This is a genomic window from Burkholderia sp. IT-111MI5, assembly GCF_949752865.1.
In the GTDB taxonomy this organism is placed as follows: domain Bacteria; phylum Pseudomonadota; class Gammaproteobacteria; order Burkholderiales; family Burkholderiaceae; genus Burkholderia; species Burkholderia pyrrocinia_C.
The window spans coordinates 130,534-144,707 of sequence record NZ_CATKIF010000073.1; the positions used below are offsets into that span (position 1 = coordinate 130,534).

A 14,174-nucleotide genomic window follows, 5' to 3' on the forward strand; every position below is an offset into this window, starting at 1 on the left:
CTCTTCAACCGGTCCCGATGGGTCGGCAGGTTGATCGCGCGATGAACAGGAGGGCAGGCGATGTCGCGAACCGGAACAATCCGGTTCATGCCGGCAATGGGATGGTGTGCTGAAACAGGGGCGCGACGATCACCACGGCATCATGCGTTGCACGACCTGATCGCGCAGCACGAAGCGGTGCGCCAGTGCGGCTGCCACGTGCAGGCAAATGCCGGCAAACAGTACCCATGCAAGGATGCCGTGCACGTCGCCCATCGCATGACCGAATCCGGAGCCGACCGCCGACAGCGCCGGCAACGGGACGACACCGACCAGCGTCACGGCCCAGGCGCGCGACGACGCGTTGATCCAGCCGAGCAGCGGCACCGCGATCAGCAGCGCGTAGAGCGCGAAATGCGTCACGCCGGACAGCGCGCGCATCGCGGGCGGCAGGTCGCTCGCGGGCGGACGATGCGTCGCGCGCCACAGCACGCGGCAAGCCATTGCCGCGAGCAACGCGGTACCCACGATCAGGTGCGCGGCGATCAGGCCGATCGGTTGCGTATCGCGATGCACTTCGGGCATCGTCCAGCCGATCGCATATTGCGCGACGACCAGCGTCACGATCAGCCAGTGAAGAAAGCGTGCAACTGCGTCATATCGGGCGGGCGTGGGCATGAAAACTCCTGACGAATGGCGGGAATCGTTTATATCGGCGAATTCTACGGGCGAATCCTTAACGAAACGTTAAGCACCCGGCATCGCGCGCGATCGATCGTCGTGTTCGCCGGCCGGCGCACTGTGCGGCATCGATCCGGCCGCGTTCGCCGACGGCAGCGCGACCACGACGCCAAGGCCTTGGCCGCCGATGCCGGGCTCGAACTGCACCGTGCCGCCGAAGTATTGCGCGATGCGCGTGACGATCGACAGCCCGAGCCCGCTGCCGGGCGATTGCGTACCGCTGCCGCGATAGAAGCGATCGCCGAGCCGTTCGTGCTCGCCGGGAGCGACGCCTGGCCCGTCGTCGCGCACGACGATGCGTTGCAGCGCGCCATCGTCGTGCACGCCGAGCTCGATGCGGCCACCGCGGCGGCCGTACTTGATCGCGTTGTCGACGAGATTGTCGAGCAGGATGCCGATCAGGATCGGATCGGCATCGATCGCGCGTTCGGATACATCCCCGGTCACGATGTCGATGGCCTTGTCCGACGCCTTCGCGAGATGGCGATCGACGGCGGCGTCGACGAGTTCGCGGACGACGACGGCGCGCGTCGGAATGCGTTCGTATTCGTCGAGCCGCGCGAGCAGCAGCAACTGTTCGGCGAGACGCGCGCTGCGGTCGACGCCTTGCACGACGCGCTGCATCGCCAGCTGCTTGCGCGCAGGATCGTCGGTCGCGATCGCGACCTGGGCCTGAACCTTGATCGCGGCCAGCGGCGTCTTGAGTTCGTGCGCCGCGTCGGACGTGAACGCGCGCTCGCGCACGATCGATTGCCGCAGCCTCGCCAGCAGGCGGTCGATGGCGTCGACCAGCGTGCGCACTTCCTCCGGCACGGTGGCGATGCCGAGCGGTTCGAGCGATCGCGCATCGCGTGCGCCGATTAGCGTCGACAGCGTCTTCAACGGCGCGAGACTGCGTCCGATCAGGTACCAGAGGAGGAGCGCCAGCACCGGGAGCGCGACGATCAGCGGCAACACGATGCCGCGTGCGATGCCGGTCGCCAGGTCGCTGCGCGTGTTGAGCGTTTCCATCACGCGTATCCATCGCCCCGACGGGTTGTCGCGCAGCGTATGCGTGCGCCATTGCGTGTCGCCGATGACGATCGTCCGAGGGGCGCCGCGCGGCTCGCGTGCATCGGGCAGGCCGGCGGCGTCGGCCGGCAGGTTCGATGCGACGACGTGGTTCTGCGCGTCGCGCACCTCGAACAGCATGTCGCGCGGCAGGCGATCGCCGTCGTTGTCGGAGCCCGATCTTGATTCGCCGAGCGCCAGTTCGACACGCGCGTCGGGCGGAAAGCGGGCGAGGCGGGCGAGGTCGGCCGGCGACAGACCGACGAGCAGCGACGCATACTCGACGAGGCGCGCGTCTTCCCATTCGCCGATCTCGCGCGTGGCGTGCCGGAAGCTGCCGAACACGGCGACGATCCAGACGACGATGACGCAGCCGAGCGCCATCGCCGACACGCGGCGTCGTATCGACCGCGAGATCATGGCGGGTCGACGACGTAGCCGATACCCCGGACGGTGCGGATCAATTCCGCGCCGAGCTTCTTGCGCAGGTTCGAGATATGGACCTCGATCGCATTGCTTTCGATGCCTTCCTGCCAGCCGTACAGGCCGTCCTCGAGACGCGCGCGCGACTGGGGGCTGCCCGGGTGGCTGACGAGCTGAACCAGGATCGCCCATTCGCGTGCGGTGAGCGCGATGCGCGATGCATCGCGTGTCACCGTGTGAGCGGTCAGGTCGATCGTGATGTCGCGCCATACGATCTCGTCGCCGGCGCGGCCCTGCGAGCGGCGCACGAGTGCGCGACAGCGGGCGAGCACCTCGGACAGTTCGAACGGTTTCGCGAGATAGTCGTCCGCGCCGTCGTCGAGGCCGCGCACGCGGTCGGCGACGGTGCCGCGCGCGGTCAGAACCAGCACGGGGACCGTATCGCCCGCATCGCGCAACGCACGCAGCAGTTCCGTTCCCGATTTGCCGGGCAGGCCGAGATCGAGCACGACGAGCGCGAAGCGCGTCGTCGCGAGCGCCGCGGCGGCCGCGTGGCCGTCGCGCAGCCAGTCGACGTGATAGCCGGCCTGGCTCAGGCTGACCTCGAGGCCGCTGCCGATCAGGTCGTCGTCTTCAACAAGGAGGAGTCGCATGGTCGATTCGCGTGCAGGTGTATGCGATTGTACGAGCCCGACTGTGCGTGCAAGGCAACCGATTGTAATTGAGCGATCTCAAACATCGTCCGATTCTGAAGAACGCTTAAGGTTTGCGGCCGGCATTCCCGCTACTATCGGCCTCGACATTTCTCCCCCCTGACCCCGACCCGGGTTTGCGGCGTTCGGCACGGACCGAATGCAGCGGCCCACGAATCCGCGACCCTTCAGTTTGATTTCAAATCGATCCGGGTCGCCCGCACGGGAGGTTCATTCTTCATGGCACCCTCGACGATCGAGCGATGGCGCGCCCACCTGCTGATCGCCGCGCTGGCCGGCATGTTCGTTCAGTGCTTCGTGCTGGTTTCGCTGCTTGCATTGCGCGTACCCGAGGCGTTTTTCACGACGATGACATTTCGCGCGTGGATCGTCGTCGCGGTTGCGACCGCGATCCTTTCGGCCCGCAAGCTTGCCGATGCGGCGTTCAGGGCCGCAGTCGCGTGCGGATACGTGCGCGTGACCGGAATCGATCGCCGTACGGTAGTTGTGTCATCTGATTGCGCGTACCGTCGGTTGGTCGTCCTTCATATCCGGCTCAACGGGAATCGATACGGCAGCGTGCACGGGTGATCCCGCGTGCGCGGCCGGTTGCGGTCGTACGGGTCACCACTGGGGAGAAGCATGGTTTTGCTGCATGTGCTGCACGCGCTGGCCGGGGCACTGTCGATCGTCTGCGGGCTGGGCGTGTTGCTGGGCATTGCCTACACGATCACGGCCAGCGTGCTGGTCGGCAGGTTCTTTTCCCGGGCGGCGGCGGTGCCGCGCGATTATCCGGGCGTCACCGTCGCGAAGCCGCTGCACGGCGACGAATGGGATCTCGTACAGCATCTCGAAAGCTACTTCGTGCAGGACTATCCGGGGCCGGTCCAGCACCTGTTCGGCGTGCACGATGCGGGCGACGCGGCGCTTGCGGCCGTCGAGACGCTGCGCGCGCGCTATCCGGACGCGAACATCAAGGTCGTCGCCGATGCGCGGCTGTACGGGCCGAACCGCAAGGTCGCGAATCTCGTCAACATGCTCGAACATGCGGAGCATTCGGTGCTTTGTCTTGCCGACAGCGACGTGCTGGTCGGGCGCGATTATTTGAGTGCGGTCGTCGGCGCGCTACAGCAGCCGGAAGTCGGTATCGTGACGAGCGTGTATCGCGGTGTCGCGTCGCCGGGCTTCTGGCCTGGCGTCGCCGTCGCGATGACGAATTACCATTTCCTGCCCGGCGTGATTACCGGGCTTTTCATCGGGCGTGCACGGCCATGCTTTGGACAGACGATTGCGATCACGCGCGCGACGCTCGAACGCATCGGCGGGCTCGCGCGTTTCGCGCATCACCTGGCCGAGGATCACGCGCTCGGCGAAGCGGTGCGGCAGGTGGGCGCGCAGGTCGTCATCCCGCCGTTCGTCGTCGGGCATGCCTGTGTCGAAGAGACGTTCGCCAAGTTGTATGCGCACGAATTGCGCTGGAGTTGCACGATTCGCGCGGCGGACCGGCTCGGTCATGCCGGGTCGGTGCTGATGCACCCGGTGCCGCTCGCGCTGCTGGCCGTGCTGTTCTCCGGCGGTACGCCGGCCGCCTGCTGGCTGACGGTCGCGGCGCTCGCCGCGCGGGCGCTGCTGATGCTGAAAACGAGCCGTGCGACCGGCGCCGGCCTGCGCGGCGCCCTCTGGCTGCCGTTCGTCGATCTGCTGCAGTTCGTGGTCTTCGTGGCGAGCTTCTTCTCGTCGCACGTCGTCTGGCGCGGCACGCGCTTTCGCGTCGACCGGGAAGGCTTGCTGTCGCCGGCAGGTGAATCATGACGACGCAGACGAACACCGCCAACGCCGACGCGGAACGCGTGTCCGCGCGTCACGACGCACGGCTGCGACATGCGGGACGCGCGGCGGCGCTGGCCGGGCTGGCGCTCGCGGTGTGGCTGATCTGGCGCGAGCATCCGCTGGAGATCCTGCATCGGCTGCGGGTCGCCGGCGCCGGGCTGCTCGTCGCCGCGTTGGCCCACGTTCTGCCGATGCTCGCGAATGCGTGGGACTGGCGGATGCTGATCCGCGGCCCGCGCCGGCCGTCGTTCGCGACGATGCTGAAGCTCGTGTGGATCCGCGAATCGATCAACGGGCTGTTGCCGGTCGCGCGGATCGGCGGCGAGATCGTGTCGTTCGGGCTGTTGCGGCAGGCGGGCGTGCGGCCGGCGACCATCGTGGCCAGCCTCGTCGCGGACATGCAGCTCACGCTGATCAGCCAGCTGGTGTTCGCGCTGATCGCGATCGGCTACGTGCTCGAACACGTATCGTCCGACGCCGCGCAGGTGGCCGCGCACCTCGCCATCGGCATGGCGGCGCTGGTGCCGGTGCTGCTGCTGTTCGCGCTGGTGCAGCATGCGCGGCCGTTCGAGCGCGCGATGCGCGCGGTCAACCGGATCACGAGCGGCAAGGTGGTCGCGCTGGTCGGCGAATCGGCACGCACCGATCAGTCGATCCGGATGATCTGGAGAAAGACCGGCATCGTCGTGCGCTATCTGGGGATCTGGCAGACGCTGCAGTTTGCGGGTTATGCGCTGGAAATCTGGCTCGCGCTTTACTTCCTCGGCGCCGATCCGACCTTTGCGCAGGCGCTCGCGATCGAGGCGCTGATCCAGCTCGTGAGCAGCATCGCGTTCATGATGCCGGGTGGTTTGGGCGTGCAGGAGGGCGGGTTCGTGCTGATCGGCGGGCTGCTCGGGTTCGACGCGCCGACCTGTCTCGCGCTGGCCGGCGCCCGCCGCGTGCGCGATCTGCTGTTCTATCTGCCGGGCTTGCTGGCGTGGCAGTGGGCGGCCGGTTCGGCGAACCGGCAGGGCGGCACGAAGCGCGCGTCGCCGAGCATCGGGGAATCCGCCAGGCCGCGCTGACGCGGCCCGACGACGCTGCGTGCGTGCCCGGGCGGGCACGTATCGGCCGACGCAGCGCGGCGCGTGAATCAGCGCCGTTCGTCGGCGATATGGCTGCGGATCACGTCCGCGAACGACGTGTCGCCCTTCAGCCCGAGCGCTTCCGCGCGCGTCGTGTCCCAGCGGCCCGGCCAGCTGCCGACGATCTTTTCGACGCGCTCGTCGGGCGCATGGCGAATCAGCTTCACGACGTCGTCGCCCGCGACTTCGCGCAGCGCTTCGATCATCTCGTCGACCGACACCGACAGGCCGGGCAGGTTGATCACGCGCTTGTTGCCGAGCTTCGCGCTGTCGATCTCGCAGCCCGCGACGAGCGCTTCGATCGCGCCGCGCGGCGACAGCAGCCACAGCCGCGTCGAACCCGGTACCGGGCACACGCTTTCCTCGCCGTTCAGCGGCTCGCGGATGATGCCGCTCGCGAACGACGAAGCAGCCGCGTTCGGGCGGCCGGGCCGCACGCTGATGGTCGGCAGCCGCAGCACGCGGCCGTCGACGAAGCCGCGCCGCGCGTAGTCGCACAGCAGCAGTTCGGCGATCGCCTTCTCGGCGCCATATGACGATTGCGGGTTCAGCGCGGTGTCGTCCTGCACGACGTCGGGCAGTGCGCCGCCGTACACCGCGACGGAGCTCGTGAACACGACGCGCGGCTGGTGGCCGCGGGCGCGGCACACTTCGAGCAGCGTGCGCGATGCGTCGAGGTTGATCCGCATGCCGAGATCGAAATCGGCTTCGGCCTGCCCGCTGACGATCGCCGCGAGGTGGAAGATCGCGCCGGTCTGCGTGTCGATCGCGCTTTCGAGCACCGCGCGATCGGCGATGTCGCCGACGATCGAGGTCACGCGCGCATCGCCGAAATCGCTGCCCTTGACGACGTCGAGCAGCACCAGCTCGTCGATCTTGCTGGTCCGCCCGTCGGGGCCGGTCAGTTCGCCGCGCTCGAGCAGCTTGCGCGCGAGACGCTGGCCGAGAAAGCCGGCGCCGCCGGTGATCAGTACTTTCATGTTCTTTATCCTCTGGGGAATACGGGAATCACAGGTACGGCTTGAGCCAGCCGAGGCCGGCCGACGTGCCGGCCTTCGGGCGGTATTCGCAGCCGATCCAGCCGTCGTAGCCGAGCGCGTCGATCAGCTCGAACAGATACGGGTAGTTGAGTTCGCCGAGATCCGGCTCGTGGCGCTCGGGCACGCCCGCGATCTGGATGTGGCCGATGCCCGCGAAGTCGCGCTTGAGTTTCATCGCGAGATCGCCTTCGACGATCTGGCAGTGGTAGCAGTCGAACTGCACCTTCAGGTTCGGCGCGCCGACTTCCGCGCAGATCGCCTGCGCGTCGTCCTGGCGGCTCAGGAAATAGCCGGGCATGTCGCGCTGGTTGATCGGCTCGATCAGGATCGTGACACCGCGCGCGTTGGCGGCCTGTGCCGCATGCCGCAGGTTCGACAGGTAGGTGTCGCGATGGCGCGCGCGGTCGGCGCCCGGCGCGACCATGCCGGCCATCACGTGCAGCTTCTTGTTGCCGAGCACGCGCGCATAGTCGAGCGCCTGGTCGATGCCGCGTCGGAACTCGTCCTCGCGGCCCGGCAGCGACGCGATGCCGCGTTCGCCCGCGGCCCAGTCGCCCGGCGGCGCGTTGAACAGCGCCTGTTCGAGGTTGTGCGAGTCGAGGCGCGCGCGGATGTCCTCGGCCGCGAAGTCGTACGGGAACAGGTACTCGACGGCCTTGAAGCCGTCGTAGGCGGCAGCGGCGAAGCGTTCGAGGAACGCGTGCTCGTTGTACATCATCGAGAGGTTGGCGGCGAAGCGTGGCATGGCAGCGGGTCCGGTGAATGAATGGGGCGGGGCGTACCGCGCCCCGCGTCGAATGGTGGCTCAGCGGTTCGGCAACTCAGCGGTTCACGAGTTTCGCGGGCGTGAGCCACACGGCGATCGCGCCGATCACGAGCATTGCCGCCAGCACGTACATGCCGGACGACGTGCTGTGCGTGGCGTCCTTCAGGTAGCCGATCACGTAGGGGCTCGCGAAACCGGCGAGGTTGCCGATCGAGTTGATGATCGCGATCCCGGCCGCGGCCGCGGAGCCCGCGAGGAACGCGGTCGGCAGCGACCAGAACAGCGGAGCGCAGGTCAGCACGCCGCCCGCCGCGAGCGACAGGAACACGATCGATACCACCGTATTGTGCGAGTACGACGCCGCGACCGCAAACCCGACCGCGCCCATCAGCGCGGGCACGATCAGGTGCCAGCGGCGTTCGCGGCGCTTGTCCGCGCTGTGGCCGAACAGGTTCATCACGACGATCGCGACGACGAACGGGATCGCGGACAGCAGGCCGATCTGCAGCGTATCGGTGATGCCGGTCGATTTCACGAGCGTCGGCATCCAGAACGTGAGGCCGTACTGGCCCGTGACGAACGCGAAATAGATCAGCGACATCCACCACATGCGGGGGTCCGAGAACACGGCCTTCAGCGAATGGCCGTGCTGCTGCTGTTCCTGCGGCTGCGCGGCGATCTCGTCCTCGAGCAGCTGCTTCTCGCGCTCGTCGAGCCACTTCGCGCCGCGGATGCTGTTGTCGAGATACAGGATCGTCGCGATGCCGATGAGCACGGCCGGCACGGCTTCGATCATGAACATCCATTGCCAGCCGTGGAAGCCCGAGCCGCCGTGGAAGCGCTCCATGATCCAGCCCGACAGCGGATTGCCGAAGATGCCCGATACGGGAATCGCGGACATGAACACCGCGATGATCTTCGCGCGGCGGTGCGACGGGAACCAGTACGTGAGGTACAGGATCACGCCGGGATAGAAGCCGGCTTCCGCGAGGCCGAGCAGGAAGCGCAGCACGTAGAACTGCGTCGGCGTCTTCACGAACGCGAACAGCGCGGACAGCAGGCCCCACGTGATCATGATCCGCGCGATCCAGATGCGCGCGCCGAGGCGGTGCATCAGCAGGTTGCTTGGCAGTTCGAACAGAAAGTAGCCGAGGAAGAAGATGCCCGCGCCGAGCCCGAACACGGTTTCGCTGAACGCGAGATCCTGCGACATCTGCAGCTTCGCGAAGCCGACGTTCACGCGGTCGAGATACGCGACCACGTAGCAGAGCATCAGGAACGGCACGATGCGCCAGAACACTTTCTTGTAGGTGCGGTCGAGTTCCGCGGCATGGGCGGGCGCGGCGGGCGAGCGGCCTGCGGCCGCGTCAAGAGCAGTCATCGTCGTGTCTCCAGGGATGTCGTGTGCCGGCGGCGCGTAGGCTGCCGGATCGTATGTGTGTGCTGACGGAAGGGCCCGCGCACACGGCGGGCATGGGAATCGGTACGGGGTGCGCGCCGCGTTACCAGCGCGCGCCGAAGGTCTGGCGCAGTTCGTCGAGCGCCGCGTCGGAAAGCGGCTCGGGCTTCGGGTTCGTCATCAGCCACAGCCGTGCGGTTTCCTCGAGCTCCTCGAGCGCATACGACGCGTGCGACACCGACGGCCCCCACATCACGGGGCCGAGGCGGTCGAGCAATACGCCGCGCACCTGGTCGGCGAGCGCCGTGACTTCGGCCGCGACGGCCGGGTCGCCGGGGCGGCGGTAACGGATCAGCGGAATGTGGCCGACCTTCATCACGTAGTACGGCGTGATCGGCGGCAGCACGTCGGTGTCGCGCCACACGCCCGCGAGCGTCAACGCGACGAGGTGCGTCGAATGCGTGTGGACGACGCCGTTCGCTTCGGCATTGCGCGCGTAGATGCCGCGATGCAGCGCGAGCGTCTTCGACGGCTTGCCGCCCGATACGGGCTGGCCGTCGGCGCCGACCTTCGCGATGTCGTTCGGGTCGAGCCGGCCGAGGCACGCGTCGGTCGGCGTGATCAGCCAGCCGTCGGGCAGGCGCGCGCTGATGTTGCCGGCGCTGCCGACCGCGTGGCCGCGTGCATACAGGCTCGCGCCGACGACGCAGATCTCTTCGCGCAGTTTTGCTTCGTCGCTCATCATGCGGCTCCGTCCAGCGCGCGCAGCGCCTTGTCGAAAAAGTCCGTCGTGCCGAAGTTGCCGGATTTCAGCGCGAGGCCGAGCGGCTGCGCGTCGATGGTGGCCGTGGCCGGCACACCCGGATCGATCTGCGCGCCGATCTGCAGCGATTTCACGTCGAGCGCCTGCACGACCGCGCCGGACGTCTCGCCGCCGGCGACGACGAACTTGCGCACGCCGAGTTCGCGCAGGCCCTGCGCGATCGCCGCGAGCGTGCTTTCGACGAGATGTCCGGCCGCTTCGACGCCGAGCGTCTGCTGCACGGCCTTCACTTCGTCGGGCGTGGCAGTTGCGTAGATCAGCACCGGCTGCGGCAGGTGCGAGCGTGCGAAGGCGAGCGCTTCGTCGACGACGGGCTCGCCGCGCGACGCCGCGAGCGGATCGATGCGGAAGCTCGGCCGCGTCGCGCGCCATGCGGCGACCTGTGCGTTGGTTGCTTTCGACGCGCTGCCGGCGAGCACGGCCGACAGCCCGTCGATGCGCGGCAGCGATGCCGCGTTGTCGCGTTCGGGCAGTTGCTCCGCGCGGCGGAAATTCGCGGGCAGGCCGAGCGCGATGCCCGAGCCGCCGGTGACGAGCGGCAGGCCCGCGCAGGCTTCGCCGAGCACGTAGAGATCGCGGTCGGACAGCGCGTCGGCGATCGCGAAGCGCGCGCCTTCCGCGCGCAGCTGGTCGATCCGCGCGCGCACGGCAGCCGCGCCCAGCGCGATCGTGTCGTAGCGGATCAGGCCGACCGGCGACTTCGTTTGCCGTTGCAGCACGCGCACCAGGTTCGCGTCCTTCATCGGCGTGAGCGGATGGTTCTCCATGCCCGATTCGTTCAGCAGCACGTCGCCGACGAACAGGTGGCCGCGATAGATCGTGCGGCCGTTCTCCGGGAACGCCGGGCACGCGATCGTGAAGCCGCCGCCGGCCGCATCGAGCAGCGCGTCGGCCACCGGCCCGATGTTGCCCGCATCGGTCGAATCGAAGGTCGAGCAGTACTTGAAGAAAAACTGCCGGCAGCCTTGCGCGCGCAGCCATTCGTACGCGGCGAGCGATTGCGCGACGGCATCGGCCGCGGGGATCGTGCGCGACTTCAGCGCGACGACGATCGCGTCGGCGTCGACTGCAGTGTCGACTGCGGCATCGCCGGCAGGCACGCCGATCGTCTGCACGGTGCGCATGCCGCTCTTGACGAGCATGTTCGCGAGATCGGTCGCGCCGGTGAAATCGTCGGCGATGCAGCCGAGCAGGGGACGGGAAGCGGAAGCGGTCATGGCGGGAACGTCGTTCGAATCAGCGGGCGGGCGGCAGCGTGATGCCGGGGAAAGTCTTGATCACGGCGGAATCGTCCTCGCCGCCGTGGCCGGCGCTCGACGCGCTCATGAACATCTGGTGCGCGGTGGCCGACAGCGGCAGCGGGAACTTGCTGCGGCGCGCGGTATCGAGCACGAGGCCGAGATCCTTCACGAAGATGTCGACGGCCGACAGCGGCGTGTAGTCGCCGTTCAGGATGTGCGGCACGCGGTTCTCGAACATCCACGAATTGCCGGCGCTGTGCGTGATCACGTCGTACAGCGCGTCGGCATCGACGCCTTCGCGCAGGCCCAGCGCCATCGCCTCGGCGGCCGCCGCGATGTGCACGCCGGCCAGCAACTGGTTGATGATCTTCACCTTCGAGCCGATGCCGTGCGCGTTGCCGAGGCGATAGACCTTGCCGGCGATCGCGGCGAGCACGTCCTCGCAGCCCGCGTACGCGGCGGCCGGGCCCGACGTCATCATCGTCATTTCGCCCGATGCCGCGCGTGCGGCGCCGCCCGATACGGGCGCATCGAGCATCTGCAGGCCGGCGGCCTCGATGCGTGCGCCGAGCGCGACCGCGAATTCGGGCGCGACGGTCGCGCTCGCGATCACGACGCCGCCCGGCTTCATCGCCGCGACCGCGCCGTGCTCGCCGAACAGCACCGTTTCCGTCTGCGCGGCATTGACGACGAGCGTGACGACGACGTCGCACTGTGCGCCGAGTTCGGCCGGCGTCGCGCTGGCAATGCCGCCTTCGGCGGCGAATGCCTGCAGCACGGCGTCGCGCACGTCGCATGCGTGCACGCGCAAACCTGCGCGCAGCAGCGAGCGGGCGACGCCGAGGCCCATCGCGCCGAGGCCGATGACTCCAACATTTCGTGACATGGTCAACCTTGATCGATTCGGGAGAGGTTCGGGACAACGGCGGCACCTGGCTCGGCAGGCGCCGCCGGCTTCAGCAGATGCCGGCTTCCGCGAGACGGCGGGCGGCGTTGTACATGTGCGTGCGCGCCGCGTTGCGCGCCGCCATCGGGTCGCGCGCGCGGATCGCGTCGGCGATCGCCGCGTGTTCCTCGCGCACCTGGCGCGAGAAATCCTCGCGCGTCGCTTCGTTGCTGCGCGTGACTTTCACGCCGGCTTCGAGGTACTGGTTCAGGAACTGCAGCGTCTTCAGGAAATACGGGTTGCCGGTGACGGCGGCGATCGTGCGGTGGAACGCGACGTCTTCCGCGACGCCGTCGCGCCCTTCTGCGACCGCAGCGTCGATCTTGCGCAGCGCGTCGTCGATGTCGGCCATGTCGTCGTCGCTGTGATGCAGCGCGGCTTCGGCCGCGACTTCAGCCTCGATCGCGCGGCGCACCGCGAGCAGGTGCGGCATCGAGCTCGCCTCGACGGCTTCCGCGTAGTCGATCCGCAGCGGCCGGATCGCGCCGTGCTGGTTCACGTACACGCCGCTGCCCTGGCGCGGCTCGACCACGCCTTCGTTCTTCAGCCGCGAGATCGCCTCGCGGATCACGGTGCGGCTCACGCCGAATTCCTGCGCGAGCACGGCTTCGGTCGGCAGCTTGCCGGTGGCCGAGAAACTGCCGACTTCGATCTGCTTGAGCAGTTGCTGCGCGACGTGATCGCTCATCGCGCGGGCGGGAATTTTCTCGAACATGGGGCTCTGGTTTGTAAGGTGATGTGGTCATCATACAAATTTGAGCGAAGCGAAGCATCCGGAATAACCCTCGATCTACGGTGTGCAACGTCGGTCAGTCTGATTGGAACCAGTTCCAGTTGGCGTTGATTTGACGTGAACGTGCGGTCGGTGTGCGGCAGGGACGCACACCGGCCGTGCCGCTTATGTCGATCGACCTGCGTCGTGCAACGACAAAAGGCGCTCGACCAGCGCCGTCCAGTACGCCGCGCCGACCGGCAGCAACGCGTCGTTGAAGTCGAACCACGGGTTGTGCACGATGCACGGCCCCATGCCTTCGGTGTCGCCGCGATGGGCGCCGTCGCCGTTGCCGATGAACAGGAATGCCCCCGGCCGTGCTTGCAGCAGATAGGCGAAATCGTCGCCGGCCATGGTCGGCTCGATGTCGGGGAACACCGCGTCGGGGCCGAGCAGCGTCCGCGCCACGTCGACTGCGACGGCCGTTTCCGCGGCGCTGCAAATCGACGGCGGATAGCCGTCGTCGAAGCGGGTCGTGCCGCGCGCGCCGCTGGACGCGCAAATGCCTTCGACACATGCGGCCAGGCGCTGCTTGACCGTCTGGGCCGCTTCGACCGAGAAGGTGCGCAGCGTGCCGCGCATCCTGACGGTTTCCGGAATGATGGTTGGCGACACACCGCCCTCGATCTGCGTGATCGACAGCACGATCGGGTCGCCCGGATGGCCGAGCCGCGTCGGCAGTGCGGCGGCGGCCGATACGATTTGCGCGGCGACGGCGATCGGGTCGATCGCGAGATGCGGTCGGGCCGCATGGCCGCCGCGGCCAGTCACTTCGATGTCGATCGTCGTCGTGCCGGCGGTGATCGCGCCGACACGCGTGCCGAGTGCGCCTTCCGGCAGCGTGGCGACGTTGTGCATGCCGAACACCGCGTCGCACGGAAAGCGCTCGAACAGGCCTTCGTCGAGCATCCGGAGCGCGCCCGCGCCGCCTTCTTCCGCCGGGCGGAAGATGAAATGCACGGTGCCGTCGAAACGGCGGGTCCGCGCGAGTTGCCGTGCGGCGCCGAGCAGCATCGCGGTGTGGCCGTCGTGTCCGCATCCGTGCATTTTCCCGGCGTGGCGCGACGCGTGCGGGAACGTGTTCCGTTCCTGCATCGGCAGCGCGTCCATGTCGGCCGTGATCCCGATCGCGCGGGTACTCGCGCCGGCCCGCAGCGTGCCGACGACGCCGGTGCCGGCGATGCCGGTCGCGACGTCGATGCCGGCCGCCTGCAGTTCGCGGGCGACGATGGCCGCGGTCCGGAGTTCCTCGTAGCCGAGTTCGGGATGCGCGTGGATGTCCCGGCGCAGGCGGGACAGCGGGGGCAGTTGCTCGTGGAGTGCATTCAGCAGTGGATGCATGTGG

Annotated in this window: 14 protein-coding genes; 3 read left to right on the plus strand and 11 right to left on the minus strand. The window is 68.1% G+C overall.

Annotation, left to right across the window (positions count from 1 at the left end):
* Nucleotides 1-129 precede the first annotated feature (129 nt).
* From ACM6JT_RS35030 to ACM6JT_RS35040, 3 genes are all read right to left on the minus strand, one after another.
* Nucleotides 130-657, minus strand: coding sequence for a cytochrome b (locus ACM6JT_RS35030; RefSeq protein ID WP_105390282.1), 528 nt, complete (start codon nucleotides 655-657; stop codon nucleotides 130-132).
* A 69-nt stretch (nucleotides 658-726) separates the two neighbouring features.
* Nucleotides 727-2,190: an ATP-binding protein gene (locus ACM6JT_RS35035; protein WP_175750146.1), complete on the minus strand. Its 1,464-nt coding sequence runs from the start codon at nucleotides 2,188-2,190 to the stop codon at nucleotides 727-729.
* Nucleotides 2,187-2,846 carry a response regulator gene (locus ACM6JT_RS35040; protein WP_414858188.1) on the minus strand — a complete coding sequence of 220 codons (660 nt, stop codon included), beginning with the start codon at nucleotides 2,844-2,846 and terminating at the stop codon, nucleotides 2,187-2,189. Before ACM6JT_RS35040 ends, ACM6JT_RS35035 begins: the two co-directional genes overlap by 4 nt.
* A 279-nt stretch (nucleotides 2,847-3,125) precedes the next feature.
* On the opposite strand from ACM6JT_RS35040, the gene ACM6JT_RS35045 reads away from it, so the two are divergent.
* From ACM6JT_RS35045 to ACM6JT_RS35055, 3 genes are read left to right on the plus strand one after another with little or no spacing between them, the layout of a single operon-like run.
* Nucleotides 3,126-3,476: a hypothetical protein gene (locus tag ACM6JT_RS35045; RefSeq protein WP_105390284.1), complete on the plus strand. Its 351-nt coding sequence runs from the start codon at nucleotides 3,126-3,128 to the stop codon at nucleotides 3,474-3,476.
* Nucleotides 3,477-3,527: 51 nt separating this feature from the next.
* A complete protein-coding gene (hpnI, locus tag ACM6JT_RS35050; protein ID WP_407971976.1) occupies nucleotides 3,528-4,697 on the plus strand; it encodes a bacteriohopanetetrol glucosamine biosynthesis glycosyltransferase HpnI in 1,170 nt (389 codons plus the stop codon).
* Entirely contained in the window at nucleotides 4,694-5,782 is a 1,089-nt protein-coding gene (locus tag ACM6JT_RS35055; RefSeq protein ID WP_414858189.1) for a lysylphosphatidylglycerol synthase domain-containing protein, read from the plus strand. Before hpnI ends, ACM6JT_RS35055 begins: the two co-directional genes overlap by 4 nt.
* Before the next feature lie 68 nt (nucleotides 5,783-5,850).
* On the opposite strand, the gene denD is transcribed toward ACM6JT_RS35055, so the two are convergent.
* The 8 genes from denD to ACM6JT_RS35095 form a co-directional block, all read right to left on the minus strand.
* A complete protein-coding gene (denD, locus tag ACM6JT_RS35060; RefSeq protein WP_131947430.1) occupies nucleotides 5,851-6,822 on the minus strand; it encodes a D-erythronate dehydrogenase in 972 nt (323 codons plus the stop codon).
* A gap of 28 nt (nucleotides 6,823-6,850) precedes the next feature.
* The gene (gene otnI / locus ACM6JT_RS35065) at nucleotides 6,851-7,627 is read right to left on the minus strand and encodes a 2-oxo-tetronate isomerase (protein ID WP_175750150.1); all 777 of its coding nucleotides are present in this window, start codon (nucleotides 7,625-7,627) and stop codon (nucleotides 6,851-6,853) included.
* Nucleotides 7,628-7,703: 76 nt separating this feature from the next.
* Nucleotides 7,704-9,029: an MFS transporter gene (locus tag ACM6JT_RS35070; RefSeq protein WP_034180821.1), complete on the minus strand. Its 1,326-nt coding sequence runs from the start codon at nucleotides 9,027-9,029 to the stop codon at nucleotides 7,704-7,706.
* 121 nt (nucleotides 9,030-9,150) lie between these two features.
* Nucleotides 9,151-9,792 (minus strand): aldolase, encoded by a 642-nt coding sequence (locus tag ACM6JT_RS35075; RefSeq protein WP_407971979.1) that lies wholly within the window; start codon nucleotides 9,790-9,792, stop codon nucleotides 9,151-9,153.
* A complete protein-coding gene (gene otnK, locus ACM6JT_RS35080; RefSeq protein ID WP_414858190.1) occupies nucleotides 9,789-11,087 on the minus strand; it encodes a 3-oxo-tetronate kinase in 1,299 nt (432 codons plus the stop codon). The genes ACM6JT_RS35075 and otnK overlap by 4 nt, the downstream gene beginning before the upstream one ends.
* 19 nt (nucleotides 11,088-11,106) lie before the next feature.
* Nucleotides 11,107-11,997: an L-threonate dehydrogenase gene (gene ltnD / locus ACM6JT_RS35085; protein ID WP_414858191.1), complete on the minus strand. Its 891-nt coding sequence runs from the start codon at nucleotides 11,995-11,997 to the stop codon at nucleotides 11,107-11,109.
* Nucleotides 11,998-12,067: 70 nt separating this feature from the next.
* Nucleotides 12,068-12,772, minus strand: a complete 705-nt coding sequence (locus tag ACM6JT_RS35090; RefSeq protein WP_407971980.1) for a FadR/GntR family transcriptional regulator — start codon at nucleotides 12,770-12,772, stop codon at nucleotides 12,068-12,070.
* A 183-nt stretch (nucleotides 12,773-12,955) separates the two neighbouring features.
* On the minus strand, nucleotides 12,956-14,170 hold the full coding sequence (locus ACM6JT_RS35095; RefSeq protein WP_414858192.1) for a M20 aminoacylase family protein: 1,215 nt from the start codon (nucleotides 14,168-14,170) through the stop codon (nucleotides 12,956-12,958).
* Nucleotides 14,171-14,174: the final 4 nt, after the last annotated feature.

Bases quoted from the DNA above. Each gene is read 5' to 3' on its own strand.
- ACM6JT_RS35030 (WP_105390282.1), bottom strand. From the start codon at position 657: ATGCCCACGCCCGCCCGATATGACGCAGTTGCACGCTTTCTTCACTGG.
- hpnI (WP_407971976.1), top strand. From the start codon at position 3,528: ATGGTTTTGCTGCATGTGCTGCACGCGCTGGCCGGGGCACTGTCGATC.
- ACM6JT_RS35075 (WP_407971979.1), bottom strand. From the start codon at position 9,792: ATGATGAGCGACGAAGCAAAACTGCGCGAAGAGATCTGCGTCGTCGGC.
- ACM6JT_RS35045 (WP_105390284.1), top strand. From the start codon at position 3,126: ATGGCACCCTCGACGATCGAGCGATGGCGCGCCCACCTGCTGATCGCC.
- ACM6JT_RS35035 (WP_175750146.1), bottom strand. From the start codon at position 2,190: ATGATCTCGCGGTCGATACGACGCCGCGTGTCGGCGATGGCGCTCGGC.
- denD (WP_131947430.1), bottom strand. From the start codon at position 6,822: ATGAAAGTACTGATCACCGGCGGCGCCGGCTTTCTCGGCCAGCGTCTC.
- ltnD (WP_414858191.1), bottom strand. From the start codon at position 11,997: ATGTCACGAAATGTTGGAGTCATCGGCCTCGGCGCGATGGGCCTCGGC.
- ACM6JT_RS35070 (WP_034180821.1), bottom strand. From the start codon at position 9,029: ATGACTGCTCTTGACGCGGCCGCAGGCCGCTCGCCCGCCGCGCCCGCC.
- ACM6JT_RS35090 (WP_407971980.1), bottom strand. From the start codon at position 12,772: ATGTTCGAGAAAATTCCCGCCCGCGCGATGAGCGATCACGTCGCGCAG.
- otnI (WP_175750150.1), bottom strand. From the start codon at position 7,627: ATGCCACGCTTCGCCGCCAACCTCTCGATGATGTACAACGAGCACGCG.
- otnK (WP_414858190.1), bottom strand. From the start codon at position 11,087: ATGACCGCTTCCGCTTCCCGTCCCCTGCTCGGCTGCATCGCCGACGAT.
- ACM6JT_RS35055 (WP_414858189.1), top strand. From the start codon at position 4,694: ATGACGACGCAGACGAACACCGCCAACGCCGACGCGGAACGCGTGTCC.
- ACM6JT_RS35095 (WP_414858192.1), bottom strand. From the start codon at position 14,170: ATGCATCCACTGCTGAATGCACTCCACGAGCAACTGCCCCCGCTGTCC.
- ACM6JT_RS35040 (WP_414858188.1), bottom strand. From the start codon at position 2,846: ATGCGACTCCTCCTTGTTGAAGACGACGACCTGATCGGCAGCGGCCTC.